Origin of the sequence: Virgisporangium aurantiacum, assembly GCF_016863635.1 — a bacterium.
GTDB lineage: Bacteria > Actinomycetota > Actinomycetes > Mycobacteriales > Micromonosporaceae > Virgisporangium > Virgisporangium aurantiacum.
Window position 1 is genome coordinate 85,747 of record NZ_BOPG01000056.1, and the last position, 24,149, is coordinate 109,895.

Below are 24,149 nucleotides of genomic sequence, written 5' to 3' on the forward strand. Positions count from 1 at the left end.
CCGTGTACGAAATTTTCGCGGGAGAGCCGGCGTCGGGAGTGCTGCTGCACGTGCCGCACTCGTCGACCCACGTGCCGGCGTCGGCGCGCGATCACATCCTGCTCGGCGACGCCGAACTGGCCGCCGAGCTCGGGCACATCACCGACGCGCACACCGACCTCATCGCGGAGCTGGCGGCGGCCCGGGCCGACGTGCGGCCGCACCGGTTCGTCAACCGGCTCTCGCGGGTGGTCGTCGATCCCGAACGCTTTCCCGACGAGCGGGAGGAGATGGCCGCCGTCGGGATGGGCGCCGTCTACACGCGTACCACCCACGGCGAGGTGCTCCGGGCCGACGACGGGGACCACGAGGCCGACCTCCTCGCGGCGTACTTCCACCCCTACGCGGCGGCCATGACGTCCACAGTGGACGATCGCCTCGCCGCCGCCGGAACCGTGACGCTCGTCGACGTGCACTCGTACCCGAGCCGCGCCCTGCCGTACGAACTGCACCGGCACGGCGCGCGGCCGGCCGTCTGCCTCGGCACCGACCCGTTCCACACACCGCCCGAGCTGCTCGCCGCCGCCCGCGAAGCGTTTCCGGAGACGGCCGAGAACACCCCGTTCAGCGGCTGCTACGTTCCGCTCGAGCACTACCGCCGGGAGAGCCGCGTCGCCGCGATCATGATCGAGATCCGCCGGGACACCTACATGCGCGAACCCGGCGGCCCGCCCCACGACGGCCTCGACGCCGTCGTGGCCGCGTTGACGGACCTGATCAATCGTCTCGGGACTCGGTGAGCGGCAACCGCACCTGGAACCGCGTGTCACCGGGCGACGAGGTGACGCTGATGTCGCCGCGGTGCCGGTTGACCACGATCCGGTAGGAGATGTCGAGCCCCAACCCGGTGCCCTCGCCGACGGGTTTCGTGGTGAAGAACGGCTCGAACACCCGCTGGAGCATGTCGGCCGGGATGCCGGTGCCGGTGTCGCGCACCTCCACCAACAGGCAGTCGTTCTCGCGCGCGGTGCGGATGGTGAGCGTCCCCCCGTCTTTCATCGCGTGGACGGCGTTGTCGATGAGGTTGGTCCACACCTGGTTGAGCTCGGCCGGGTGGGCCGGAATCTTCGGCAGCGTGCGGTCGAAGTCCTTGACCACCGTGATGCCGTCACCGATCTTGTGGTTCAGCATGATGAGCGTGCTCTTGAGGCCCTCGTGCACGTCGATCCACTGGTGCGAGGCGCGGTCCATCTGCGAGTACTGCTTGGCGGCGCCGACCAGCGACGACACCCGGGCGGTGGCGTCTTCGATGTCGGTCATCAGTTGCTCGGTCTCGAGCGCGTACGCGAGCCACTGCAACGACTTCTCCACCAGCAGCGGGTCGCCGACGGTCTCCCGGATCTCCTCCAGGCACTCGATGTCCATGCCGCCCTGGGCGAAGATCGGTGCGAGGTCCCACGCGTTGGAGACGCCCTGCTCGTCCATCCAGTCGGACAGCTCGTCCTCGCGGTCGCTGGCCTCGATCGCCGACAGCGACGGCGCCTTCGCGGCCCGCTCGATCACCGACTCCTGCAACTGGGTCAGTGCCACCAGTTGCTCCTGGGTGACGCGGCCGTCGGCGAGCTTGCCGAGCTTCTGCCGCATGCCGGCGACCCGCTGGCGCAACGCGACCGTGGCCCGCCCCGCGGCGGCGGCCGGGTTGTTCAGCTCGTGCATCAGGCCCGCGGTGAGCGAGCCGAGCGCGCTGAGCCGCTCGCGCTGGCCGATCATCGCCTGCGAGTTGCGCATGCCGAACAGCAGGCCCTCGAGCAGGTGGATGGCCATCGGGAACCATTCCCGCACCATGTGGCCGAAGGCGTCGCCGGGCAGCACGAAGAACCGCGCGGGGGTGATCGCGCGCACGGTCATCGTGTAGACGCGGCCGTACTGGTCGTCGGCCAGGTAACCCTGGGTGGCGCCCATGTAGGAGCCGGCGTGGTCGGTCCGGTTCACCTCGACCTCGCCCTGGCCGACCCGCCGGCTCAGCGCGACCGTGCCGGAGAGCAGCACGAGGAACAGCTCGGCCGGCTCACCCTCGCGGAGCACGTCGCCGGCCGGGAACTCCTCGACCCGGCCCTGCTCCGAGAGCCACTGCAGCTTCTCGTCGGACAGCGATTCGAACAGGAAAAGCTGCCTCAGTTCATCGGGAGTCATTGTGCCTCCAGGTACCGGTGCACCAGCGTCACCGCCATCGCGCCCTCGCCGACGGCCGAGGCCACCCGCTTGACCGAATTCGACCGTACGTCGCCCGCCGCGAAGATCCCGGGCACGCTGGTCTCCAGGTGGTACGGGTCGCGGTCGCGGTCCCAGCCGCTCGGCCGCTTCCCGTCGAGCATCAGGTCGGGACCGGTGCAGACGAACCCGCGCGAGTCACGGGCGACGGCGTCGCCGAGCCAGTCGGTGCGCGGCTCGGCGCCGATGAACACGAACATGTAGCCGGCCTCGACCCGGTCGTGGGTGCCGTCGTTCGAGCAGCGCAGCGTCAGCGACTCCAGCCGCCCGTCGCCGTGCGCGCCGACCACCTCGGTGCAGGTGCGCACGCTGACGTTCTCGATCGCGCCGAGCTGCTGGATGAGGTAGTACGACATCGAGCGCTCCAGCGACTCGCCCCGGATCACGATCGTGACGCTGCGGGCGTACTGCGAGAAGAACACCGCCGCCTGCCCGGCCGAGTTGGCCCCGCCGACGATGTACACGTCGCTGTCCTTGCACGCGGCCCCTTCGGTGACCGTGGAGCCGTAGTAGACGCCGCGCCCGGTGAGGTCGGCGGCGCCCGGGCACTGCAACGGCCGGTACGACACACCCGTCGCGAGGATCACGGTGTGCGCGGAGATCTCACTGCCGTCGCCGAACCGCACGACCCGGGCCGAGCCCCGCGCCTCGATCGCGGTGACGTCGCGCGTGGTGAGCATCTCGGCGCCGAGCCGGCCGGCCTGCCGGCGCGCCCGCTCGGTGAGCTGCGAGCCCGACACGCCGTCGGGGAAGCCAAGGTAGTTCTCGATCCGCGAGCTCTGGCCGGCCTGGCCGCCGGTCGCCCGCCGTTCGAGCAGCACCGTGCGCAGGCCCTCCGACGCCCCGTACACGGCGGCGCCGAGGCCCGCCGGCCCGCCGCCGACGATCACGAGGTCGTAGAAGTCCTGGCTGGCCTCGGTCGAGAGGCCCACGGCCGCGGCCAGTTCCGCCTTGGACGGAGCGGCGAGGGGACGCCCATCAGCGGTGACGATCAACGGGACCGCTTCCCGGCCGACGCCCGCGGCGTCGAGCAGCCGCTGGCCCTCCGGGTCGTCGACGGTGAACCACCGGTACGGCACCAGGTTGGCGGCGAGGAAGTCGCGCAGTTTCCACGACGGCGCGCTCAGCCGGTGCCCGACCACCTTGATCTCCGACACCTCGCGGTCGGGGGCCGCCTTCCACGCCTCGACGAGCGCGTCGACCACCGGGTACAGCTTCTCCTCCGGCGGGTCCCACGGCTTGAGCAGGTAGTGGTCGACGTCGACCACGTTGATGGCCTGGATCGCGGCGTCGGTGTCGGCGTACGCGGTGAGCAGCGCCCGCCGGGCGTTCGGGAACAGGTCCATCGCCTGTTCGAGGAACTCGATGCCGCTCATCTGGGGCATGCGGTAGTCGGCGAGCAGCACGGCCACCCGTCCGCCGCGCAGCTTGATCTCACGCAGGGCGGCCAGCCCCTCGTCGCCGGACGACGCCCGGACGATCTGGAACTGTTCGCCGTACTTGCGCCGAAGATCGCGGGCGACCGCCCGGGAAACGGCGGGATCGTCGTCGACGGTGAGCATCGCCGGACGGCTCAAAGGGGGGCCTCCTCCATGTGCAGGCAGGGCCAGTCTCCCCCGCTCCGGGTCGATCGACAACCGACCTCTGATGGGCTATTTGCTGTGATTTGCTGATAGACGGATGAATTACCCCGAAACTGCAACGAAGCCTCGCTCGTTGGGATTAGCTATTCCCGGGCGTTCGAAACGGGCGCACATTACGGGGAAGGGCAACAAAGTGAAGCGGAAGATCCTCCGGGCAGTCAGCGTCGCCGCCATCACGGGCGCCGGCCTGTTCGCTTTCAGCGCACCGGCCGCGGCGCACGGCGGCGGCTGGGGCGGCGGCGGCATGTACTCGGGCTTCAACGCCGGGTTCTTCAACGGAAACCAGTACTCGTCGGTGTACCAGAGCCCGACCAGCATCTGCGGCAACTCGATCGCGATCTTCGGGTTCGCGTCGGCCGGCTGCCACGGCGGCGCCTACGCGATCAACTGGTAGGACCGCACGGCCAAGCACGCTGGGCGCCCATCCCCGTCACCCGGGTGATGGGCGCCCGGTCCGTTTTTCAGCTCTCCCGGAAGGACCGCACATCATGAAGCGACAGATTCTCCGGCTGTCAGGCGTCGCCGCGATCGCGGCCGGCGGGCTGCTGTTGGCTCCGGTCGGCATGGCGCAGGCCGACGCCAACGGCAACCGGTTCACCCACATCTACCAGCGTTCGACCGTGGTCTGCGGCAACGCGATCGCGATCCATGCGGTCGTGCTGACCCACTGCGACGGATCGGCCCGCACGCACGACGTCGACCTCGACGGCCTCGACGGCCTCTTCGACCTGGACCTCGACTTCACCGGCGACAACGTCGACGACGACGCCGGCCAGTGGTTCCACATCGACTCCCGCACCTGGAGCTGAGACCCGCGCGAGTTGGCGGATGTCTCGAGGGTGCGCCGCGACGGAGCATCGGTCAGTGCCCCGCGTCAACCTTCACACGATGCGGTGCGAAGCCCTCTTCGCATCGTCGATACGCCGATCCGACCATCCCAGCCCGGAAAACGTACGGGAAGCGATCGAACACTCGCTCCGCGTACTCGGTGCCCGTGGCTGCGCCGCCTGGGTCGCACAGGCCTACGGCGACTTCCCGGAGGCCGCGGTCACGCGGATGCACTGGGTGCAGAACCTCGTGGCCGAGGCCTTCGTCGAGAACGACCACTACTGGGAACCGCCGACCCGCTGATTCGCCGACCCACTGCATCGCCAGGCTGCCGGTGAAGGGAAGCGCCGGCCGGCCCGCCGGTGCCGGGAACCCCGCACGCCGCCGCGGTGTCCACCTCGTGGAGGTGGGCAACGATGAGACTGATCCGCGCGGCGGCCGCTCTTCTGACGGTTCTCGGCGCCGGCATGGCCGGTGCGATCCTCGGCGCAGGGCCGGCCTACGCCGGTAACTGGGCGACCACGGTGCTCGACCCGGTGCCCGACCGGTTCGAGCCGGGCCGGTCCTACACGATCGGGTTCTGGGTGCTGCAGCACGGTTCGCACCCGTACGAGGGCACCCTCGACCCGGTGGCGCTCCAGCTGGTGGTCCCGGGCGGCGCCACCACCACGTTCACGGGGATCGCGCTGCCCGAGCCGGCGCACTACGTCACCACGATCTACCTGCCGGCCGCGGGCGCCTACACGCTGGTCGGCCTGCAGGGCGACTTCCAGCCGTACCGGGTGGGCACGCTCGCCGCGCCCGGCGCCCTGATCGCGCTGCCGGTGCCGACGCCGATGGAGATGCCCGCGGACCAACTGCCGTGGAAAGAGATCCGCCCACCGACCATGCCGGTCGACGCCGACCGCAACCCGTTCGACGAGACGGCGACGAACGCCCCCGCCGCGAGAACCACCGCCGCCGCACCCGAAACGACGCCAGCGGCGTCCGAAAGCAGGCGTCCGACCACGACGGTGCTGATCGCCCTCGCGGGCCTCGCGGTGGTCTTCGGCGTCCTCCTCTACCGCCGGCGCCGCCCTGCCCGGTGAACCGGCATCCCATGCCGACACCCTTCGGTAACGTATTGGCCATCTTCTATTGATCGTGGCGCCGGGCCGGATGACCATTGGTGTCCGGCTGTATTCCATGCGCACCATGGGAGGCGCCAACATGTCAGTCCAACTCGGAAAGACCCGTCCCCCGCTCGCGGTCGACGACCTGCCGCAACCGGAAGAGGTCTTCAAGGTCCCCCGCCTGGGATGGGTGCAGATCATCAAGTTCGCGATCGGGCCGAGCCTGATCGCCCTCGGCATCTCGATCGGCAGCGGCGAATGGCTGCTCGGCCCGCAGGCGGTGGGCCAGTACGGCTTCATCGGGGTCGGCTGGGTCATCACCGTCTCGGCCGTCCTGCAGACGTTCTACAACGTGGAGATCGCCCGCAACGTCATGGCCACCGGTGAGGCGCCGGTGGTCGCGTGGGGACGCGTTCCACCCGGCGTCCTGCTCTGGGTGCCGCTGTCGGTGTTCGTCGTCATCTTCGCGTTCATCGCCGGTGGCTGGGCGGCCTCGGCCGGGCAGGGCGTGTACGCGCTCGTGCACGGCGAGGTGGCGCCCAGCGGCGCGGAGGAGCCCCGGATCTGGGCGATCGCGTTGCTGGTGCTGGTCTTCCTCATCACGGTGGCCGCGCGGCGCATCAGCCGCTCGCTGGAACTGGCGAACTGGCTGATGGTCGGCACGATCCTCGTCGGCCTCGTGCTCATCGACCTGTTCGTGGTGCCGTTCTCCGTGTGGTGGGACGGCATCCGCGGCTTCGTCACCCCGGCGCTGCCGCCCGAGGGCATCACCGCGACCCAACTCGGCGGGCTCGCCGGGTTCACCGCGCTCGCGTCGGGCCTCAACTGGTACGTGATGGGCCACTACCGCGACAAGGGTTACGGCATGGGCTACCGCACCGGCTACATCTCCGGGATGCGGGGCGAACGGCCGGAACTGAAGGCGGTCGGGGTGACGTTCCCCGACGACCAGGCCAACACGTCGATGTGGAAGCGGTGGTACCGCCTGCTCCTGCTCGACCAGTGGGTGGTGTTCTTCATCGGGGCGATGCTCGGCATGCTGCTGCCGACGATCCTGATGGCGCACGCCGTCGAGGTCTCGGGCGAGAAGCCGACGCCCGCCACCGTGCCGACGTTCGTCGCCGGCGTGCTCGACGAGGAGTACGGGCGGCCGATGTTCTACATCGCGCTGATTCTCGGCGTGCTGATCCTCTTCAGCACGCAACTCGGCATCTTCGAGGGCATGGTGCGGGTGACCACCGACGCGGCACACGGCACCAGCCCGCGGTTGCGGAAACTCATCGAGGGTGACCCGCGCCGCTTCTACTACCCGTTCATGCTGTTCCTGATCGTCGTGATCGCCGTGGTGCTGCACCAGGCGCTACCGGTGAACCTCGTGCAGTGGTCGGCGAACATGTCGAACCTCGGCGCGCTCATCTACCCGTTCCTGTTGATGTACCTCAACAGCAGGCTGCCGAAGCCGGCCCGGCCGCGGCCGTGGCACTACGTCATCCTCGTTCTGAACGTGCTGTTCTTCGGCTTCTTCTTCGTCAACTTCGTCGCCGATCTCGTCGGCGACCCGCTCATCACTTTCTGAGCATCATTTTTCGAGCACGCCGGTCTGAACCACCACCGTGACGTGTTCGACGAACCGGGTGCGCGGCGCCAACGCGGCGCGCACCCGGCCGGCGAAGTCGTTGCGCCGCACGGGATCCGCAACGTCCTTTGTGGACATCGCGGAGAACATGAGGCCGACGATCCCCTCGACGTCGAGATCGGCCTCGTACTCCACCCGCGTCTCGCCGGCCTCGTAACCGGCGTCGACCATCGCCGCGCGGTAGCCCGCCCGCGACTCCTCGTCGGTACCGCACGCCCACCCGACGTCCTTGCCCGTCCACTCCGCCAGCACCGCGCGCAGCGTGCGCGACCAGTCGCTCGCCTGCAACCACAACGGATCGCCGTTGGTGACGACGGCCACTCCCCCGCCGTCCCGGAGAAGAGCCCGCGCCGACGCGAACAGCGCACGGTGGTCCATCCAGTGGATGGCGGTCGCGGCCGTGACGGCCGCGACCGCGCCGGGCCCGAGCAACGCGGCCAGCGTCGGCAGGTCACTGTCGAAACCCATCATCCAGGACGCGGTGCGCACGCCCCGCTCGCGCGCGGTCGCCGCCGCGAGGCGCAACATGTCGGGCTCCGGATCGACGCCGACCACCGCGCGGAGGCGCTCCGCCAACGGAAGCGTCAACTGGCCGGTGCCGCAGCCGAGATCGACCGCCACGTCGGTGCGGTCGAGCCCGAACGCCTCGGCCAACGCGTCGACGACGGGCGGCGGATAGCCGCGCCGGAACCGCGCGTAGTTCTCGGCGACCTCGCCGCTGAATCCCCTGCGAGCCGGTTCGGTCATCGCACCATCCATCGCACCATCGTGTCGGCCGGATCCGTTGCGGGCCAGAGGTTGCGCCGTAAGCTGATTCTCCATGACGGACTTCCCGGTTCCCGGCACCGGAACGCCGGTCGTCGTGGCGGCGGCGCCGGCCGCCGGCCCCGGATTCTGGGCCGGCGCGCCGAGCGCGGCGCTCGACGACGACGGTACCTACGTGCTCGCCTACCGCGTACGCAACGGGCACGACGGCCTCGACCAGACCGTCGTCGCCCGCTCGCCCGACGGCGAGACCTTCACGACGGTGGCGGTGCTCGACGGCCGCCGGTTCGGCGCCAACTGGATGGAGCGTCCCGCTCTCGTGAAGGTCGCGCCGGACCGGTGGCGGATGTGGGTCTGCATGGGCAGCCCGGTCGACGATCCCGCCAGCAAGCGGTGGTGGATCGAGTCGCTGGAGGCCGCCGACCCGGCAGGGTTCGCCGACGCACCCGCCCAGCCCGGGTTTCCCGGCGACGACCTGAACGCGGTGAAGGACCCGTTCATCCGCCTCGTCGACGGCCGCTACCACGCCTGGATCTGCTGCCACCTCCTCGACCTTCCGGGCGAGGAGGACCGGATGAACACCGCCTACGCCACGAGCGACGACGGCCTCGCGTGGCAGTGGCACGGCACCGTCCTCGAAGGACGGACGGGCGAGTGGGACGCCCGTGGCGCGCGCGTCACCACCGTGCTGCCCGACGGCCGGGCCGCCTACGACGGGCGGGCCAGCGCGGCGGAGAACTGGTTCGAGCGCAGCGGGATCGCCGCGCCGGATGGATCCGGACTCGCGGCCGTGCCCGGCACGCCTGTCACCGACGTGCGGTACCTGGAGGCGGTGCCGTTGCCGGGCGGCGGTTACCGCATCTACTACGAGGCCCGGCTGCCCGACGAGAGCCACGAACTGCGTACCGAACTCGTCAGGCCGTAAGTTCCTTCTCCAGCGGCGTCCGGAAGCGCGGGGTCACCCGCACCGGGCCGGTCCACGCGGTGACGCCGGCCGCCGCCGTCTCCACCGCGGCGGCCGCCTCGGCACCGACGTCCTCCAGCAACCGCACCACGACCTCGCCGTCGCGGCGTTGGGCCCAGCCGCCGACGATCCGCCCGTCGCACCACACCGTCGGGCCGATGTTGCCGTTGCGGTCGAACAGGGGACCGGCATGCGGGCCGAGGAACCACGACCGCTCGGCCCAGCCCATCGGGGTCGGGTCGAGCCCGGGGAGCAGCGCGATCCACGGTTCCGGCGCGTCGGTGGCTGTGTCGGTATCGGGGCCGGGCAGCATCACGCCGGGCGCGCCGTCGAGGTCGACCTCCTCGGGGCCGATCGCGGTGAGCGCCGCGCGTACCTGGCCGAGCGGCCAGCCCGTCCACCACTTGATGTCCGTGACCGGTGCGGGCCCGAACGCGGCCAGCCACCGGCGCACCAGCTCCGCCCGCGCGTCCTCGACCGGCAGGTCGCCGACACCGCCCCGCACCCAGGTGTCGGCCGGCGCCCAGCGCCACTGCTGGCTGATCCAGGAGCCGCGCGGCCGGGTGCGCACGATGTGCCCGTCGAGCGACATCAGGTTGAGCACCCAGCTGGTGATCTTCTGCGTGCCGCCGTACGACTTGTCGGCGGCCATCGAGATGGTCGCGTGCAGCCGTGGCTCGTCGGCCGCCAGTTCCGCGCCGGTCGCCTCGCCCCGCGCCAGCAACGCCCGCAACGTGCCGGCCTCCACGTCGGCGAGCCATTCGGCGCGGTCACTCGCCGGGAGGTCCAGGTGGTTGTCGGCCATCAGCTTGAGGTACCGGCGGCGTTGCGTGGCGGCCACCGCGCGGCTCGCGGCCGCCTGCACCACCGGCGCCGACTCCACCGGCACCACGAACAGGGTGCGGCGCATCGCCATCATCCGCAGCAGCGTGCGATCGTCGTACAGGGCCCGCTCGATACCGGACACGGTGACGTCGCGGACGCGGGCCTGCAGCGAGAGATACACCGTCGCCGGATCGGTGGCGTGCAGCGCGACGACCGACCGGGTCGCGTCCTCCACAGTGGACGCACGGGAGGTCGCGGTGAGCCGGTGCAGACGGCCCAACCGGGCCCGCCGTTCGGCCGTACTGATCCGTCGCATGCCACCGATTATCGCGATCGTTGCAGGTCGATGGGTTGACGGTCACCACCCGCATCGCCATACTTCGATCGAATCGGTCCTGCTAATGGGGGGCAGAACTGGAGGCGTCATGCGGCGGCTCGGCAATGTGTTCGCGTCGCTTCTACTCACCGTAACCGCAACGTTCGTCGGTGCCCTCGCCATGCCGGAGAAGGCACTCGCCGACGGCTGCTACACCTGGGGCCGTCAGCTCTCCGAGGGCACGTCGGGAGAGGACGTTCGGCAACTGCAGATCCGGATCTCCGGATACCCGGGCTACGGCGGCGTTCTGGCCGTCGACGGCCAGTTCGGGGCCGGCACCAAGGCCGCGGTTGTGCGGTTCCAGCAGGCGTACGGGCTCGCCGACGACGGTATCGCCGGCCCGAACACGTTCGCCAAGATCTACGCGTTGCAGGACGACGACTGCACACCGGTCAACTTCAGCTACGCGGAACTGAACGACTGCAACAGCACCTGGGCCGGCGGCAACGTGTCGGCGGCCACGGCGAAGGCCAACGCGCTCCTGTCGATGTGGAAGCTGCAGGCGATGCGGCACGCCCTCGGCGACCAGCAGATCCGGGTGACCAGCGGATTCCGCAGCGTGGCCTGCAACAACGCCGCGGGCGGCGCGTCGAGCAGCCGGCACCTCTACGGCGACGCGGTCGACCTCGGCGCCGGACCGCACACGTTGTGCCGGCTCGCGCAGCAGGCCCGTAACCACGGCTTCCCGGGAATTCTCGGCCCGGGCTACCCGGACCACAACGACCACACCCACGTCGACCGCCGGAGCAGCCGGTTCTGGTCGGCACCCAACTGCGGCGTGTCCAGCTCCCTCGTCGAGTCGATCGACCCGGTCGAGGGCACTGGCCCGTAATACCGACCGACGGGCGGGCGTCCGCTACGGACGCCCGCCCAGCCAGTCGTCGCGACGGAGCTCGTACTCGACCTCGCCGTGCTCCGTTCCCTCGATCGGGTCGTCGAAGTGGACGTGGAACACCCGCACGAACCGCAGCCCGATCCGCTCCATCACCGCGCGGGACCGCGTGTTGACGAACATCGTCTCCGCCCACACCCGGTGGGTGCCCAGCTCCGTGAACGCCTTCCGCAGCAGGGCCCGCGCGCCCTCGGACGCGTACCCCTTGCCCCACGCGTCGCGCCGCAGCCGGTACCCGAGTTCCGCCTCGTCGGGCGGGTGCTTGCCGTCGCGGGTGAGCGCGAACCACCCGACGAACGCACCGGTGGCGATCTCGAACGCCGCCCAGCGGCCGTACCCGGCCTCGGGTTCGCACGCGTCGAGCAGGGTGCGCTCGACGGTCTCCCGCTTGCTCGGCCTGCCGCCGGTGAGGTACGTCATCACCTCGGGGTCGCTGTCGAGCGCGACCAGATCGTCCACATCAGACGGTGTGAGCCACCGCAGGACCAGCCGCTCGGTGGTGAGATAGGCATCCACCCCCCGACGCTATTACCCCCGTGGTATGGCGGCGACCGGATAACCGCTGCACTAGGGTTCTACGGGTGACGCCGGTCTTCGAACTCTGCTCCCGTTACGTCGATCGTCTCGCCGCGCTCGACCCCGTCTTCGCCACGATGCGCGGTGTCGAGACCGAGTTCCGAGTCGCCACCGACTACGGTCCCGACGGGCACGCGGCGCGCGAGCACCTCGTCCGCTCGACGCTGTCGGAGCTGTCGGTGCTGGAATCCGGCGTCATGACCGATTCCGACCGCGGCGCGGCCGCCTACCTGCGCGAGCGGTTGGAATCGCAGGCCGCGTGGTACGACCTGGGTGAACCGGCACGCGATCTGCGGGCGCTCTTCGGCACGATGCACATCGTCCACGACAACGCGTCGATGCTGCCGCGCGGCAACGACGACCAGTGGCGCAACGTCGCGACCCGGTTGGCCGCCGTGCCGCTGATGCTGGCCGGGCTCCGGCAGACGCTCGACACCGGCATCGAGCGGGGCACGCCCGCCGCGCGGCGGCAGGCCGTCGAGGGCGCCGCGCAGGCCGAGAGCTATGTCGGCAGCCACGACGAACTGGTGCGCGCGTACGGCGACGGGCCGGTGGCCACCGACCTGGCGCGGGCCGCGCAGGCCGCCGACGCGGGGTACGCGGAGCTCGCGAAGTACCTCCTCGACACCTACGCGCCGCGGGCCACCGAGGTCGACGGCGTCGGGCCGGAACGGTACGCCGTGCACGCCCGCATGAGCCTCGGCGCCGACCTCGACGCGCGCGAGGCGTACGAGTGGGGCTGGGCGGAACTCGAGCGCATCGAGGCCGAGCTCGCCGTCGAGGCCGCCCGGATCAGGCCCGGCGCCACCATCGACGAGGCGATGGCGCTGCTCGACGCGTCCGAGTACGTCGACGGCGAGGACGCCTACCGGGCCTGGTTGCAGCACAAGCACGACTGGGCCATCGAGCAGCTGAACGGCGTGCACTTCGACATCGCCGAGCCGCTGCGCACGGTCGAGGTGACGCTGGCGACCGGGTCGAAGTCGGGCGCCGCGTACTACACGTCGCCGAGCGAGGACCTCAGCCGCCCCGGGCGCACCTGGTGGCCCACCGGGGGACGCACGCGCTTCGAGACGTGGAGCGAGCTCAGCACCGTCTACCACGAGGGCGTGCCCGGCCATCACCTGCAGAACGGCGCCTGCCGCATCGCCGGCGACAAGCTGTCGCGGTTCGCGAAGATGACCGGCGTGAGCGGGCACGGCGAGGGCTGGGCCCTGTACGCCGAGCGGCTCGCCGACGAGCTGGGCTGGTTCACCGACCGGGGCACCCGGCTCGGCATGCTCACCGGCTCGTCGTTGCGCGCCGCGCGGGTGGTGCTCGACATCGGCGTCCACCTCGATCTGCCGATGCCCGACGGCTCCCGCTGGACGTTCGGGAACGCGTGCGACTTCCTGCGCAACCGCGGCCGGGCCGAACCGCACCGGGTGCACGCCGAGGTGGTGCGCTACTTCGGGTGGCCGGCGCAGGCCATCTCGTACAAGCTCGGCGAGCGGGCCTGGCTGGCGGCGCGGGCCGAGGCGCAGCAGCGTCCCGGTTTCGACCTGAAGCGGTGGCACACGGCCGCGCTCGACCTGGGTCCGGTCGGACTCGACCGTCTCCGGGCCGCGCTGCGCACGGCCAGCTAGCAGAGTCAGCTGAAGCCTTATCCGACCGCGACGCGGGTCTGCCGGCCGCTCGTCCGCAGCCACTCGACCACGTCCTCGGCCGGCATCGGACGGGCGAAGTGGTAGCCCTGCGCGATGTCGCAGCCCAGGTGCCGCAACGCTTCCACGTGCTGGTCGGTCTCGACGCCCTCGGCCACCACGGTCAGGCCGAGGTTGTGCCCGAGGTCGATCGCGCTGCGCACCAGGATGGCGTCGTTGTCGCTCGCGGTCATGTTCAGCACGAACGACCGGTCGACCTTCAACTCGTCCACCGGAAGCCGCTTCAGGTACGCCATCGACGAGTAGCCGGTGCCGTAGTCGTCGATGGCCAGCCGCACGCCGAGCTCGTGCAGCCCGGTCAGCGTGGCGAGGGCGAGCGCCGGATTCCCCATCACGGCCGTCTCGGTGACCTCCAACCGCAACATGCGCGCCGGCACCCCGTACCGCGTCAGCAGGTTCCGCACCGTGTCGAGCAACGAGGTGTCGAGCAGGCAGCGCGGCGAGAGGTTCACCGCGACCGGGATCTCGTGCCCGTCGTCGAGCCACCGCCGCACCTGCCGCAACGCCAACGCCAGCACGTGCACGGTGAGCCGGTTGATGAGGCCGGTGCTCTCGGCGATCGGGATGAACTCGGCCGGCGACACCATGCCGCGCACCGGATGGTGCCAGCGCACCAGCGCCTCCGCGCCGCACACCTGATCCATGTTCAGGGCGACCTTCGGCTGGTAGTGCAGCACCAGTTCGTCGGTCCGGTCCAGCGCCCGGCGCAGGTCGCCCAGCAGTACCAGGCGGCTCGGCTGGTGCACCAGCGTTCCCGGGTCGTACATGACCACGCCGGTCTTGGCGTCCTTCGCGCTGTACATCGCGAGGTCGGCGCAGCGCATGATGTCCTCGACCGCGTCGGCGTGCTCGGGCGCGACCGCGATGCCGATGCTGATCTCGATGTCGACGGTGACGTCGCCCAGCAGGTAGCTGCGGTGCAGTTCCTGCAGCACCCGGTCAGCCAGTTCCCGGCCGGCCGCCGCGTCGACCCCCGGCAGCAGCACCGCGAACTCGTCACCGGAGAGCCGGGCGACGGTGTCGGACTCCCGCAGCATCCCGCCGAGCCGCTCGGCGACGCTGCGCAGCAGGTCGTCGCCGTACCGGTGGCCGAGTGTGTCGTTGACCTCCTTGAAGCGGTCGAGGTCGAGCAGCATCACCGCCACCGACGTCCCGTTCCGGCGGCCCGACGACAGCACCTGGCCGAGCCGGTCGGCGAAGAGCACCCGGTTCGGCAGGCCGGTGAGCGCGTCGTGGGTGGCCTGGTGGTGACTGGCCTCGACCTGCTCGACCAGCCGGCGCTGGAACCGCGAGATCAGCACCATGCAGCCCGCGATCAACGCCAGCCCCAGCACGAACATCACGCCGATCGTCACGAACATGATCGCTTCGATCCGCTGCAGGTCGTTGACGGCCTTGTCGGCGGTCGCCTCGCTCTTCTCGCCGGCCTCGACGATCAGGGTGTGGATGGTGTCGAACGCGGGCGCCAGCTCGTTCGTCTCGATCCGCAGCGCCATCGCGCGGTCGCCCGCGTCGGCCGCCTCCATCATCCGCTGGATGCTCCGGTTCAGCAGGATGTGCGCGTTGCGCAGCTCGGTGACCATGTCGAGGTCGGCACCGGTGCCGTACTCCACCACTTCGGTCAGTGCCCGGTCGAGCTTGTCCTGCGCGACCTTCAACTCGGTGCGGAGGGTGGGGTCGGGGCGCAACTGGTACTTGCGCTCGATCGCGATCTCCGCGGCCACCGCGTCGGCCGCGTCGTCGTAGGCGCCGTCGAGGTCGGACTCGGTGGCGGTGGTGTTCGTCTGCTCGCGCACGCTCAACCCGGCGACGAACGTGCCCGCCCCGATGACGAGCACGGTGACGACCAGGCCGACCCACGCGATGCGGCCAACCCAGTGCGACGGTGCCATCGGGCGTCTCACTCCTCGCGGCGGGGACAGTCAACGGCCCTATCGGCGCACGCCGCGCCCGGTTGAGACGAACGTCAGGGTACTGAGATCCCCGCGGCCCGGGCGGCGAGCGCCACCTGGTCGACGAACAGGCCGTCGCGGGCGTTCTCGGTGAGCCAGTCGAAGTGGCCGTACGCCTCCAACGTGGTGAACCCGTGCAGCGACGCCCAGCAGTGCAGCATGGCCTGGAAATGCCCCGCCGACATCTCCTCGGCCTCGTGGTGCTTCTCCTTCTTGTGCTCGACGAGGTCCTCGTTGTCCGACGAGATCATCGGCTCGCCGAGCTTGCCCTGCCGGTTGGCGTCGACGAACACCCGCGACAGTTCGCGCATCGCGCCCTGCGCGGCCTCGGTGGTCGGCCCGTCCTCCGGCGCCTCGTAGCCGGCGACCGGCATCCCGAGGATCAGCGTGAACAACTGCGGCTCGGACCGGGCCCAGTGGCGGTACGCCTGCGCGATCGCCAGGAACCGGCGCCACACGTCCGCGACCGGCACCGCGTCGCGGGCCGCGGCGACGGCGGCGCCGAGCGCCACGTACGCGTCGGCGATGAGGACGTTGAGAAGTGCGTCACGATCGGCGAAGTAGCGGTAGAGCGCCGGCGGGGTGAGCTCCATCACGCGGGCGATGTCGGTGAACTTGATGTCGATCGAGCCGCTGCTGCGCATGAGGTCGAGCGCGGTGTGCTTGATCTCGTCGATCGTGGCGGCACGGGCACGCTCGCGGCGGGGGGCGGGGCGGGGGGCGGCGGACATACCTGTTCGTCCTCTCAGGTCTTCTCAGGATCCTCTCAGAAGACCGTTGCGTTAATCATCATCACAGACGTGAAGACACTTGACAAGTGATGCGGCGTCGTGTTGGTTATGCATCGTAACTCAAGTGACGTTAAATGACGTAACGACGACCCAAGGACGGGGATCATGTCCACTCTCGCGCCCAACCGCCCGGAGCCGCCGTCGCGTGACGCGGCTGCCAAGGCCGAACCCGGCCCGCTCGGGCGGATCGCCCGGGTCGCCTACCGGCGCCGCGGCCGCGTGCTGCTGGCGTGGCTCGCCGCGCTGGCCATCGCGGTCGGCCTCTCGGTGGCCTTCGGCGGCGACTTCAACGCCGACTACTCGGCGCCCGGTTCCGACTCGAGCGCCGCGCAGGACCTGCTGGAGAACCGCTTCCCGAGCGAGTCCGGCGCCACGATCGACTTCGTGGTGCGCGCCGACGGCGGCGTCGAGGCCGCAAAGTCTGCGGTCGACGGCCTGCTCGCCGAGATGAAGGGCCTGCCGCACGTCGCGGGCGTCCCCGATCCCTACACCACGCCGGGGTCGATCTCACCGGACGGGCGCACGCTCGTCACGCAGATCCGGTTGGACGTCACCAACCCCGACGACATGCCGGTCGCCGACACCCAGCGGCTGCTCGACGCCGCGAAGGCCGCCAGCACCGACGGCCTGACGGTCGCCCTCGGCGGCCAGCCGGTGCAGCAGGCGGAGCAGGGCGAGGTCGGTTCGGAGATGATCGGCCTGCTGGCCGCCGCCCTGATCCTGCTGATCACGTTCGGCACCGTGGTCGCCGCCGGCCTGCCGATCCTCGTGGCGGTCGCCGGGCTCGCCGTCAGCAGCATGCTCACCGGCGTGCTCCTGCTGCTGGTCGACGCGCCGGACTGGTCGACCTCGCTGGCCACGATGATGGGCATCGGTATCGGCATCGACTACGTGCTGCTCATGGTCACCCGGTTCCGGGAGTGGCGGACGGCCGGCCTCGACCCCGAGGCGGCCACCGTGGCCACGCTCGACACCGCCGGGCGTGCGGTGCTCGTCGCCGGCGGCAGCGTGATGGTCAGCATGCTCGGCCTGTTCGCGATGGGCCTGTCGTTCATGCGTGGCGCCTCGCTGGTCACGATCCTCGCGGTCTTCGTGGTGATGGTCGCGAGCATGACGCTGTTCCCGGCGCTGCTCGGCTACCTCGGCCGGCACGTCGACCGGCTGCGCCTCCCGATCGGCCGCCGCCGCACTGAAGTTGCGGTCAACGGTCACGTCGAGCCGAGCCGCGGCTGGCTGGCCTGGAGCGGGCTGATCGAGCGGCACCGACTGCTCGCCGCCGGTGCCGGCGTCGCCATCCTGCTCGCGCTCGCCGCACCGTTCCTCGGCGTCCGCTTCGGCTTCCCCGACGCCGGCAACGCCCAGGCGGAGACGTCCGGTCGGCAGGCCTACGACATGCAGACCGCGGCCTTCGGCCCGGGCGCGAACGGCCCGCTGGTGCTGGTGATGGAGAACCCCACCGACGCCGCGCTCACCCGGCTCAGCCAGGCCGTCAAGGACACGACCGGGGTCGCGGCGGTCGCGCCGGCCCGGCTCAACCCCGCCGGTGACACCGCCGTGGTCGTGGTCATCCCGACGACCGGGCCGCAGGCCGCCGGCACCGAGGACCTCGTGCACCGGCTGCGCGACGACGTCATCCCCGGCACCGGCTCGAACGCCTACGTGGGCGGCCTGACCGCCACCTCGATCGACAGCACCGAGAACGTCGCCGACAAGCTGCCGCTGCTCGTCGGTGGTGTGGTGCTGCTGTCGATGTTGCTCCTGCTGGTCGCGTTCCGCAGCGTCGCGGTCGCGCTCAAGGCGGCGGCGATGAACCTGCTGTCGGTGGCCGCCGCGTACGGCGTGGTGGCCTACGTCCTGCAGGGCGGCTGGGCCGGTCAGCTGATCGGCATCGACACCGAGACCCCGCTGCCGTCGTTCGTCCCGGTGCTGATGTTCGCGGTGCTGTTCGGGCTGTCGATGGACTACGAGGTCTTCCTGGTCAGCCGGATGCGGGAGGCATGGGTGCGCACCGGCGACAACCGCCGCGCGGTCACCGAGGGCCTGGCCGGCACGGGTCGCGTCATCACCGCGGCGGCGGCGATCATGATCGCGGTGTTCGCGGCGTTCGTCCCGAGCCCCGACGTCATCCTCAAGGTGATCGGCGTCGGCATGGCCGCCGCGATCCTGATCGACGCGACGGTGGTGCGCCTGCTCCTGGTGCCGGCCGTCATGCACATCCTCGGCAAGGCCAACTGGTGGATGCCGGGCTGGCTGGCGAAGCGCCTGCCCGAGTTCAACGTCGAGGGCCGGCCCCAGGACCACCTGCCGGTGGCCGAGAAGGAGCCAGCCCTCGTCTAGAAAGCGTGCGTGGCGCTCAGCTCGGCGACGAGCTGGGCGTCACGCCCGTTCCGCTGCCCGGCGTGCCGGACTTCTGCAGCGCACTGCCCTTCTGGAACTCCTCCCACGACAGGTTCCACGCGGTCCAGCCGTCGCCGCCGGGGAGCTTCTCCTCGGTTCCCTTGACGGTCACCGGGTCGCCGACGCGGGTCCAGTTGTAGACCCACGCGGCGTTGTCGGTCGCCACGTTCACGCAGCCGTGCGAGACGTTGCGTTTGCCCTGGTCGGCAACTGACCACGGAGCCGCGTGGATGAACTGGCCGCTCCAGGTGAGGCGCTCGGCGAACTGGATGTCGGTGCGGTACCCGTCGGCCGAGTTGGCCGGCACGCCGTACGTGGAGGAGTCGAACACCGTCTTCTCCAGCCGTTCGATGATCACCATCGTGCCCGACATCGACGGGTTGGCCGTCTTGCCGAGGCTCACCGGCATCTGCTTGACCACCTGGCCGTCCTGGGTGGCCACCAGTTGCTTGGTGGCGTTGTCGACCTCGATCGAGCGGCGCACCTTGTCGATGCCGGCCTTGATCGTGATGTCGGTCTCGCCGAACCGGCCGTCGCCGAGCGGCAGGCCGCCGAGCCCGAGCCGGACCTTCAACTGGGTGCCCGGCTGCCAGTACTCCTTGGGCCGGTACTCCACCTGGATGTCGCTGTCCCAGTGCCAGACGCCCTCCTGGGCCGGCTCGCTGGTGACGAACAGCCGCTTCTCGACGATGGCCTTCTGGTCCTTGCCCTTGACCCCACCGTTGCGGAACTCCACGACGATCGGCATGGCCTGCCCGTACGTCTGGATGTTGTCGGACATGAAGATCTGGGCGCCCATGCGGTTGCCCGGGCGGGCCATGGTGGTGAAGTTGACCGTCTTCTCGACGGCCTTGCCCTTCTCGTCGGCGGCCTTCACCACGGCCTTGTACTGCGTCGTGTACTTGAGCGGCGACGCCGGCACCCACGACGTCCCGTCGGCGCGCATCGCGCCCGTGACGGCCGCGCCGGTGGAGTCGGCCAGCGTCACCTCCGAAACCTTGCCCCCCGTGGCCTTGACCTCGATCTCCGCCGAGACCGGTACGTCGGTCGCGGCCTCTGCCGGTGTGACGGCCAGGTCGACGGCGGCCTTCTTGTCGCCGTCGTCACCGCCCTGTCCGTTCCAGCTGTTCTTGTCTTTCGAGCAGGCCGCGCCGCCGGCCAGCACCACGGTGATGGCGGCCGCCGCGGCGATCGCCCGTCGGATCTGAGTTCGGCTCACCAACCCATACTGCCCCGTTCGCCCAAGAGACGAACGGGGCAGTCACTCCACTACCGGGTGTTACCAGCCCCAGTAGGACGGCTGAGTCTGGGTGTTGAGCTCGGGAATCCGGTTGATCTTGGCGGTGAAGACCCGCCAGTCGGTCACCTCGAGGACGTCGAGCCCCTTGGTGATGTCGTTCGAGTAGATGTAGCCGTTGTACCAGTACGCCGACCACGCGCCGCCGGTGACGAGCGCGGTGTCCGAGATCGGACCCCGCTCCCACCAGGCGATCTCCCGCGGCCGCGACGAGTCGGTGAAGTCGAACACCGAGACGCCACCCTGGTACCACGCCTGCACCATGAGGTCACCGAGGATCACCGGCACGATCGAGCCGTTGTGCGCCACGCAGTTCTCGGTGGCGGCGTTGATCCGCGGGATCTTGTAGTAGCTCTTGAACACGAGCTGCCGGCTGTCACCGCGGCCGACGATGTCGTAGATGCCGTTGCCGCCACGGGTCGGGCCGGCGGCCTCGGTGCACTGGGCCTGCGTGCCGCCACCGAGTTCGTCGGTGAAGACGACCTTCGTGCCGAGCTGGTTGAACGTCGCCGAGTGCCAGAACGCGAAGTTCACCGTGTCACGCACGCGGCTGATGACGCGCGGCTGCTCGGGATCGGCGATGTCGATCAGGATGCCGTCACCCATGCAGGCACCGGCCATGAGCTTCTTCACCGGGTACGCGGTGAGGTCGTGGCAGCCCGACGTGACGCGGCTGTAGTTGCCCGTGGGGTTGCCACCGTCCGGGAACAGCACCGGGGTGGAGATCAGCGCCGCCGCGGTCGGATTGCGCACCGGGACCTTGATGATCGAGATCAGGTCGTGCGGCGGCTGGCAGTCCGGGAACGTGGCGTCGGGGGCGTACGAGGACACGTAGATGTAGACGTTTCCGCGGTTGCCGGGCACCAGCGTGTGGGTGTGCGAGCCGCAGTTCGTCTCGATCGACTTGATGTACTGCGGGTTGCTCTTGTCGCTGATGTCGAAGATCTTCATGCCCTCCCACGATTCCTTGATCGTGGCAGAGGTCGCGGTGCTCGCGCAGGAGTCGTCGGAGCGCGGCGAGTCGGTCGAGAGGAACAGCAGGTTGCCGTAGACCGAGACGTCGTTCTGCGAGCCGGGGCACGACACCAGGCTGACCTCGGCGGGGCTCCGCGGGTTCGAGATGTCGTAGATCGTGAAGCCGTTGTAGTTGCCGGCGAAGGCGTACTTGCCCTGGAAGGCGATGTCGGAGTTGGTCGCGGTGGCGGCCGGGCCGAGCTTCGGCCGGTTCGTGACCAGGCGCATGTTCGGTGAACTGCGGATCTCGTCGACACCGGGGATGTCGGCCGCCGAGGTGTCGATCGACACCGCTTCGCCGCTGGGCAGGCAGACGGTGGAGACGACGTCGGCGACGCAGTCGTCTGTGGTCGGGCTGGCCGCGGCAGGAGTGAGGGCCGGAGCTACGGCACCGAGAGCGACCACGACGGCGGCGCTTGCCGTGAAGCCGAAGGATCTCAGTCGTCGCAGCCCTCGTGGGGTGGTAGCGAGCATGATCAACCCCTTTGTTGAGAGCAAGGTTAGGACAGGCTATCGCTCTCCTTCGATCCCCCGGGCGGGTGTGACCTGGGTCACTGAACAAAGTTTGTCGATGGGCGGATAGCGTGGCGAGATGCCCACCCCGCACCGACCGAACCGCCGCCTGCTGATCGCGGTCGCAGCCGGTGCGGCCGCGCTCGTCGTCGCGGCGGTCGCGGCCACGGCGGGCGGCGGCGGTTCAGGGGAGACGGGCGTGAGCGCATCGAAGACACCGTCGACCTCGCCGGTTCCCGTGGTGGTGCCCGGCCGGCCGGGCGAGTCGGCGTCGACGGTCATGTCGAACGAGCTCACGGTGCCCGACGGCACCGCCTACAACCTGCCCGACGTCTACTTCATGCGGATGATGATCCCGCACCACACGCAGGCGCTGGAGATGGCCGTCCTGGCGGCGGGCCGCACCAACCACCCCCAGATCCTGGCGATCGCCGACCGGGTGCGCGCCGCCCAGCTACCCGAGATCGCGGTGATGCGGAGCTGGCTGGCGGCCCGCGGACTGCCGTTCGACGACCCCGGCCACGATCACGCGACGATGCCGGGCATGCAGTCGGCCGACCGGATCAAGGACCTCACCGCCGCCCGCGGCGACGCCTTCGACCGCCTCTTCATCGACCTGATGATCAGCCACCACCAGGGCGCTGTGAAGATGGCCACCGACGTGCTGGGCGCCGGCCGCAACGAGCAGATCGGCGAGATGGCCAACAACATCGCGACGGAGCAGACCGTCGAGATCAACCGGATGCGCGAGGCGTTCCCCGCATAGATCAGCGGAACTTGTTCGACGAGTTGTGGCGGTTCTGGCCGGCCGGCCGGGTCCGCAGCGCCTGCCGGATCTCCTCCTCGTGGCGCTGGCTCTCGACGGTGGCGTCGCGCAGCGTCAGGACGTAGCCGCGCACCATTCGGTCGTCGCGCAGGTCGCGGCAACTCACCTCGACCACCACGCGGCTCCCGTTGGCGCGGCGCAGGTTCCAGGTGTCGCGCACGCCGTCGGGGCCGCTGTTGTCGCGGGCCTGCGCGATGGTCAGCTCGATGCCGGCGAGTTCGTCGTCGGTCACCAGGTCGCTGAGCCGGCCCGACGGCGGTAGCGGCAGGCCCAGTTCGCGGCCCAGCGCCGGGCTGGCGTACCGGATCGTGTCGTCCTCGTCGACCACCAGCACGACGTCGCTCGTGTTCTGGATGACGGTGCGCAGGTAGTTGTCGCTGTCGCGGCGGTTGATGGCCTCGGTCAGCCGGATCCGTTCCAGCGCCAGCCGGGCCTCGGCGGCCAGCACCTCCACGGCGTCCCGCGCGATCAGCAGGACCCGCCGGTCGGCACCGATGGTGACGGCACCGCCCACCTTTCCGGGATCCACCGCACCGCGCGGCCGGGGCAGGATCGGGCACTCCAGCGCGTCGGCGAAACCGGCCAGTTCGGCCTGCGCCTCGGCGGCCAGGTCGGCCACCGGCACGATCCGGGTGGTCGCCCCCTCGACGGGTTCACCGGCGAGGAACACGCTGTGCTGCGTCCCCTTGGGCATGAGCCCGGCGACCGCGACCCGCACCGCCGCGAACACCTCGGCCTGCGCGGTGGCCGCGACGAGCGCGCCGCCGGCCTGCCGGAGCCCGGTCTCCCGCAGCACGGCCTGGCGGTGCGCGCCCACGACGTCGGCGAGCAGCGTGAACACCAGGACGTAGATCCCCACCGAGACGATCGCGATCATCACGCCGTCGACGATGCCGCCGGACAACGACTCGATGAGGAGGATCACCGGCGGCACCGCCAGCGACACCGCGATCAGCACCATCCAGCGGCGGCTCATGCCCGGGGTGCGGGGCGGCAGCGGCGTCGTGAGGTCGACCATCGACGGGTGCAGCGCCGCCGCGCCCCAGGCACCGTAGAGCACCAGGTAGCCGATGTTGGCCGGGCCGTCCTCCCAGCCCTGGCCGGCCATCGTGGCGAACGCGTACGCGATGTCGCCCGCCAGGCTGGCCACCGCGCCGATCATGATCAGGATGACCGACCAGTTCCGCGGCATCGCCAGGACCAGCCGGCCGGCGACGGCGAGGATCAGCAGGTCACCGAGCAGGAACCCGGCGATCGAGTACCGGTCGGCGGCGGCGAGCGTGCTGTGCCGCAGCACCGGGCTCGCCACCAGCACCCACACGATCAGGCCGATGGCACAGGTGGCCGTCAGCGTGCCGACCAGTCCCAGCCGGTCCCGCAGCACCACGCTGACCCGCGTCAACCCGAGCAGACCGCCCGTGACCAGCGGAACCATCAGCATGTAGGTGGTGTCGGACAGGGTGAGGAAGATGCCCTCCCGCTGGCCGTCGAGCGCGTACAGCGCGTCGCCGACGGCACCGCAGAGGATCGTTCCGCCGAGCAGGTACCAGGGCAACCGCCGGGCCGGCCGGTTGCGATGCACCCCGACCACCACCGCGACCGCGCCGATGACGCCGATCAGGGGCCAGCCGGCACCGCCCCACTCCGGAACTACGAGCAGGTGAGCGCCGACCACCACCATCGGGATCACGTAGGCAGCAACGATCCTCCCGGGTACGGGTGCGTCAGCGGGCTTCACCACTTTTGGTCTACCAACCACACAGGTGGATGTCTATCACCCGCACGGGCG

The 24,149-nt window shown here is 70.3% G+C and carries 21 protein-coding genes; 11 read left to right on the top strand and 10 right to left on the bottom strand.

Translation table 11 applies throughout. The features are described 5' to 3' along the window. Positions 1 to 2 precede the first annotated feature (2 nt). Positions 3 to 779 carry an N-formylglutamate amidohydrolase gene (locus tag Vau01_RS40115; RefSeq protein ID WP_204004928.1) on the top strand — a complete coding sequence of 259 codons (777 nt, stop codon included), beginning with the start codon at positions 3 to 5 and terminating at the stop codon, positions 777 to 779. On the opposite strand, the gene Vau01_RS40120 is transcribed toward Vau01_RS40115, so the two are convergent. Both Vau01_RS40120 and Vau01_RS40125 read right to left on the bottom strand, forming a co-directional pair. Continuing rightward, the gene (locus Vau01_RS40120) at positions 757 to 2,172 is read right to left on the bottom strand and encodes an ATP-binding protein (RefSeq protein WP_204004931.1); all 1,416 of its coding nucleotides are present in this window, start codon (positions 2,170 to 2,172) and stop codon (positions 757 to 759) included. The genes Vau01_RS40115 and Vau01_RS40120 overlap by 23 nt on opposite strands. Further along, entirely contained in the window at positions 2,169 to 3,827 is a 1,659-nt protein-coding gene (locus tag Vau01_RS40125; RefSeq protein ID WP_204004934.1) for an NAD(P)/FAD-dependent oxidoreductase, read from the bottom strand. The genes Vau01_RS40120 and Vau01_RS40125 overlap by 4 nt, the downstream gene beginning before the upstream one ends. Positions 3,828 to 4,026: 199 nt before the next feature. Here Vau01_RS40125 and Vau01_RS40130 point away from each other — a divergent pair, with 199 nt between their 5' ends. The 5 genes from Vau01_RS40130 to Vau01_RS40150 all read left to right on the top strand — a co-directional run bounded on the left by Vau01_RS40130 (position 4,027) and on the right by Vau01_RS40150 (position 7,409). Next, entirely contained in the window at positions 4,027 to 4,287 is a 261-nt protein-coding gene (locus Vau01_RS40130; protein WP_204004936.1) for a hypothetical protein, read from the top strand. Between the two features lie 94 nt (positions 4,288 to 4,381). Continuing rightward, complete coding sequence (locus tag Vau01_RS40135) at positions 4,382 to 4,702, top strand: hypothetical protein (RefSeq protein ID WP_204004940.1); 321 nt, start codon at positions 4,382 to 4,384, stop codon at positions 4,700 to 4,702. Between the two features lie 79 nt (positions 4,703 to 4,781). After that, positions 4,782 to 5,024 carry a hypothetical protein gene (locus Vau01_RS40140; protein ID WP_204004943.1) on the top strand — a complete coding sequence of 81 codons (243 nt, stop codon included), beginning with the start codon at positions 4,782 to 4,784 and terminating at the stop codon, positions 5,022 to 5,024. A gap of 113 nt (positions 5,025 to 5,137) precedes the next feature. Then, positions 5,138 to 5,809, top strand: coding sequence for a hypothetical protein (locus Vau01_RS40145; protein WP_204004946.1), 672 nt, complete (start codon positions 5,138 to 5,140; stop codon positions 5,807 to 5,809). Between the two features lie 121 nt (positions 5,810 to 5,930). Then, entirely contained in the window at positions 5,931 to 7,409 is a 1,479-nt protein-coding gene (locus Vau01_RS40150) for an Nramp family divalent metal transporter (protein ID WP_204004950.1), read from the top strand. A 3-nt stretch (positions 7,410 to 7,412) separates the two neighbouring features. Here the strand turns inward: Vau01_RS40150 and Vau01_RS40155 are convergent, their stop codons facing one another. Continuing rightward, on the bottom strand, positions 7,413 to 8,216 hold the full coding sequence (locus tag Vau01_RS40155) for a class I SAM-dependent methyltransferase (protein ID WP_204004953.1): 804 nt from the start codon (positions 8,214 to 8,216) through the stop codon (positions 7,413 to 7,415). A gap of 73 nt (positions 8,217 to 8,289) precedes the next feature. Between Vau01_RS40155 and Vau01_RS40160 the strand changes: the two genes are divergently transcribed. After that, positions 8,290 to 9,159: a glycoside hydrolase family protein gene (locus Vau01_RS40160; RefSeq protein WP_239152237.1), complete on the top strand. Its 870-nt coding sequence runs from the start codon at positions 8,290 to 8,292 to the stop codon at positions 9,157 to 9,159. On the opposite strand, the gene Vau01_RS40165 is transcribed toward Vau01_RS40160, so the two are convergent. Next, positions 9,149 to 10,339: a winged helix DNA-binding domain-containing protein gene (locus Vau01_RS40165; protein ID WP_204004956.1), complete on the bottom strand. Its 1,191-nt coding sequence runs from the start codon at positions 10,337 to 10,339 to the stop codon at positions 9,149 to 9,151. The genes Vau01_RS40160 and Vau01_RS40165 overlap by 11 nt on opposite strands. A 109-nt stretch (positions 10,340 to 10,448) precedes the next feature. Between Vau01_RS40165 and Vau01_RS40170 the strand changes: the two genes are divergently transcribed. Further along, the gene (locus Vau01_RS40170; RefSeq protein WP_204004972.1) at positions 10,449 to 11,231 is read left to right on the top strand and encodes a D-Ala-D-Ala carboxypeptidase family metallohydrolase; all 783 of its coding nucleotides are present in this window, start codon (positions 10,449 to 10,451) and stop codon (positions 11,229 to 11,231) included. A 24-nt stretch (positions 11,232 to 11,255) separates the two neighbouring features. Here the strand turns inward: Vau01_RS40170 and Vau01_RS40175 are convergent, their stop codons facing one another. Then, positions 11,256 to 11,807 (bottom strand): GNAT family N-acetyltransferase, encoded by a 552-nt coding sequence (locus Vau01_RS40175; RefSeq protein ID WP_204004975.1) that lies wholly within the window; start codon positions 11,805 to 11,807, stop codon positions 11,256 to 11,258. Between the two features lie 65 nt (positions 11,808 to 11,872). Here Vau01_RS40175 and Vau01_RS40180 point away from each other — a divergent pair, with 65 nt between their 5' ends. Then, positions 11,873 to 13,492: a DUF885 domain-containing protein gene (locus Vau01_RS40180; RefSeq protein WP_204004978.1), complete on the top strand. Its 1,620-nt coding sequence runs from the start codon at positions 11,873 to 11,875 to the stop codon at positions 13,490 to 13,492. Between the two features lie 17 nt (positions 13,493 to 13,509). Here Vau01_RS40180 and Vau01_RS40185 read toward each other — a convergent pair whose 3' ends face one another. Both Vau01_RS40185 and Vau01_RS40190 read right to left on the bottom strand, forming a co-directional pair. Beyond that, entirely contained in the window at positions 13,510 to 15,462 is a 1,953-nt protein-coding gene (locus Vau01_RS40185; RefSeq protein ID WP_204004981.1) for a putative bifunctional diguanylate cyclase/phosphodiesterase, read from the bottom strand. Positions 15,463 to 15,536: 74 nt separating this feature from the next. Further along, entirely contained in the window at positions 15,537 to 16,253 is a 717-nt protein-coding gene (locus tag Vau01_RS40190; RefSeq protein WP_204004983.1) for a TetR/AcrR family transcriptional regulator, read from the bottom strand. Between the two features lie 165 nt (positions 16,254 to 16,418). Here Vau01_RS40190 and Vau01_RS40195 point away from each other — a divergent pair, with 165 nt between their 5' ends. Then, positions 16,419 to 18,650 carry an MMPL family transporter gene (locus Vau01_RS40195; protein ID WP_204004985.1) on the top strand — a complete coding sequence of 744 codons (2,232 nt, stop codon included), beginning with the start codon at positions 16,419 to 16,421 and terminating at the stop codon, positions 18,648 to 18,650. Between the two features lie 16 nt (positions 18,651 to 18,666). Here the strand turns inward: Vau01_RS40195 and Vau01_RS40200 are convergent, their stop codons facing one another. After that, on the bottom strand, positions 18,667 to 19,929 hold the full coding sequence (locus tag Vau01_RS40200) for a L,D-transpeptidase (protein WP_239152238.1): 1,263 nt from the start codon (positions 19,927 to 19,929) through the stop codon (positions 18,667 to 18,669). Positions 19,930 to 19,989: 60 nt separating this feature from the next. Beyond that, positions 19,990 to 21,495, bottom strand: coding sequence for an LVIVD repeat-containing protein (locus tag Vau01_RS40205; RefSeq protein WP_204004987.1), 1,506 nt, complete (start codon positions 21,493 to 21,495; stop codon positions 19,990 to 19,992). A gap of 118 nt (positions 21,496 to 21,613) precedes the next feature. On the opposite strand from Vau01_RS40205, the gene Vau01_RS40210 reads away from it, so the two are divergent. Further along, on the top strand, positions 21,614 to 22,300 hold the full coding sequence (locus Vau01_RS40210) for a DUF305 domain-containing protein (protein ID WP_204004989.1): 687 nt from the start codon (positions 21,614 to 21,616) through the stop codon (positions 22,298 to 22,300). A gap of 1 nt (position 22,301) precedes the next feature. On the opposite strand, the gene Vau01_RS40215 is transcribed toward Vau01_RS40210, so the two are convergent. Beyond that, entirely contained in the window at positions 22,302 to 24,098 is a 1,797-nt protein-coding gene (locus Vau01_RS40215) for a PAS domain S-box protein (RefSeq protein WP_204004991.1), read from the bottom strand. Positions 24,099 to 24,149 lie beyond the last annotated feature (51 nt).

What these genes read in the sequence shown, in the direction of transcription:
- Vau01_RS40160 (WP_239152237.1), top strand. Translation starts at nt 8,290, where the DNA reads ATGACGGACTTCCCGGTTCCCGGCACCGGAACGCCGGTCGTCGTGGCG.
- Vau01_RS40140 (WP_204004943.1), top strand. Translation starts at nt 4,782, where the DNA reads ATGCGGTGCGAAGCCCTCTTCGCATCGTCGATACGCCGATCCGACCAT.
- Vau01_RS40205 (WP_204004987.1), bottom strand. Translation starts at nt 21,495, where the DNA reads ATGCTCGCTACCACCCCACGAGGGCTGCGACGACTGAGATCCTTCGGC.
- Vau01_RS40190 (WP_204004983.1), bottom strand. Translation starts at nt 16,253, where the DNA reads ATGTCCGCCGCCCCCCGCCCCGCCCCCCGCCGCGAGCGTGCCCGTGCC.
- Vau01_RS40145 (WP_204004946.1), top strand. Translation starts at nt 5,138, where the DNA reads ATGAGACTGATCCGCGCGGCGGCCGCTCTTCTGACGGTTCTCGGCGCC.
- Vau01_RS40195 (WP_204004985.1), top strand. Translation starts at nt 16,419, where the DNA reads ATGTCCACTCTCGCGCCCAACCGCCCGGAGCCGCCGTCGCGTGACGCG.
- Vau01_RS40150 (WP_204004950.1), top strand. Translation starts at nt 5,931, where the DNA reads ATGTCAGTCCAACTCGGAAAGACCCGTCCCCCGCTCGCGGTCGACGAC.
- Vau01_RS40170 (WP_204004972.1), top strand. Translation starts at nt 10,449, where the DNA reads ATGCGGCGGCTCGGCAATGTGTTCGCGTCGCTTCTACTCACCGTAACC.
- Vau01_RS40135 (WP_204004940.1), top strand. Translation starts at nt 4,382, where the DNA reads ATGAAGCGACAGATTCTCCGGCTGTCAGGCGTCGCCGCGATCGCGGCC.
- Vau01_RS40120 (WP_204004931.1), bottom strand. Translation starts at nt 2,172, where the DNA reads ATGACTCCCGATGAACTGAGGCAGCTTTTCCTGTTCGAATCGCTGTCC.
- Vau01_RS40155 (WP_204004953.1), bottom strand. Translation starts at nt 8,216, where the DNA reads ATGACCGAACCGGCTCGCAGGGGATTCAGCGGCGAGGTCGCCGAGAAC.
- Vau01_RS40210 (WP_204004989.1), top strand. Translation starts at nt 21,614, where the DNA reads ATGCCCACCCCGCACCGACCGAACCGCCGCCTGCTGATCGCGGTCGCA.
- Vau01_RS40185 (WP_204004981.1), bottom strand. Translation starts at nt 15,462, where the DNA reads ATGGCACCGTCGCACTGGGTTGGCCGCATCGCGTGGGTCGGCCTGGTC.
- Vau01_RS40165 (WP_204004956.1), bottom strand. Translation starts at nt 10,339, where the DNA reads ATGCGACGGATCAGTACGGCCGAACGGCGGGCCCGGTTGGGCCGTCTG.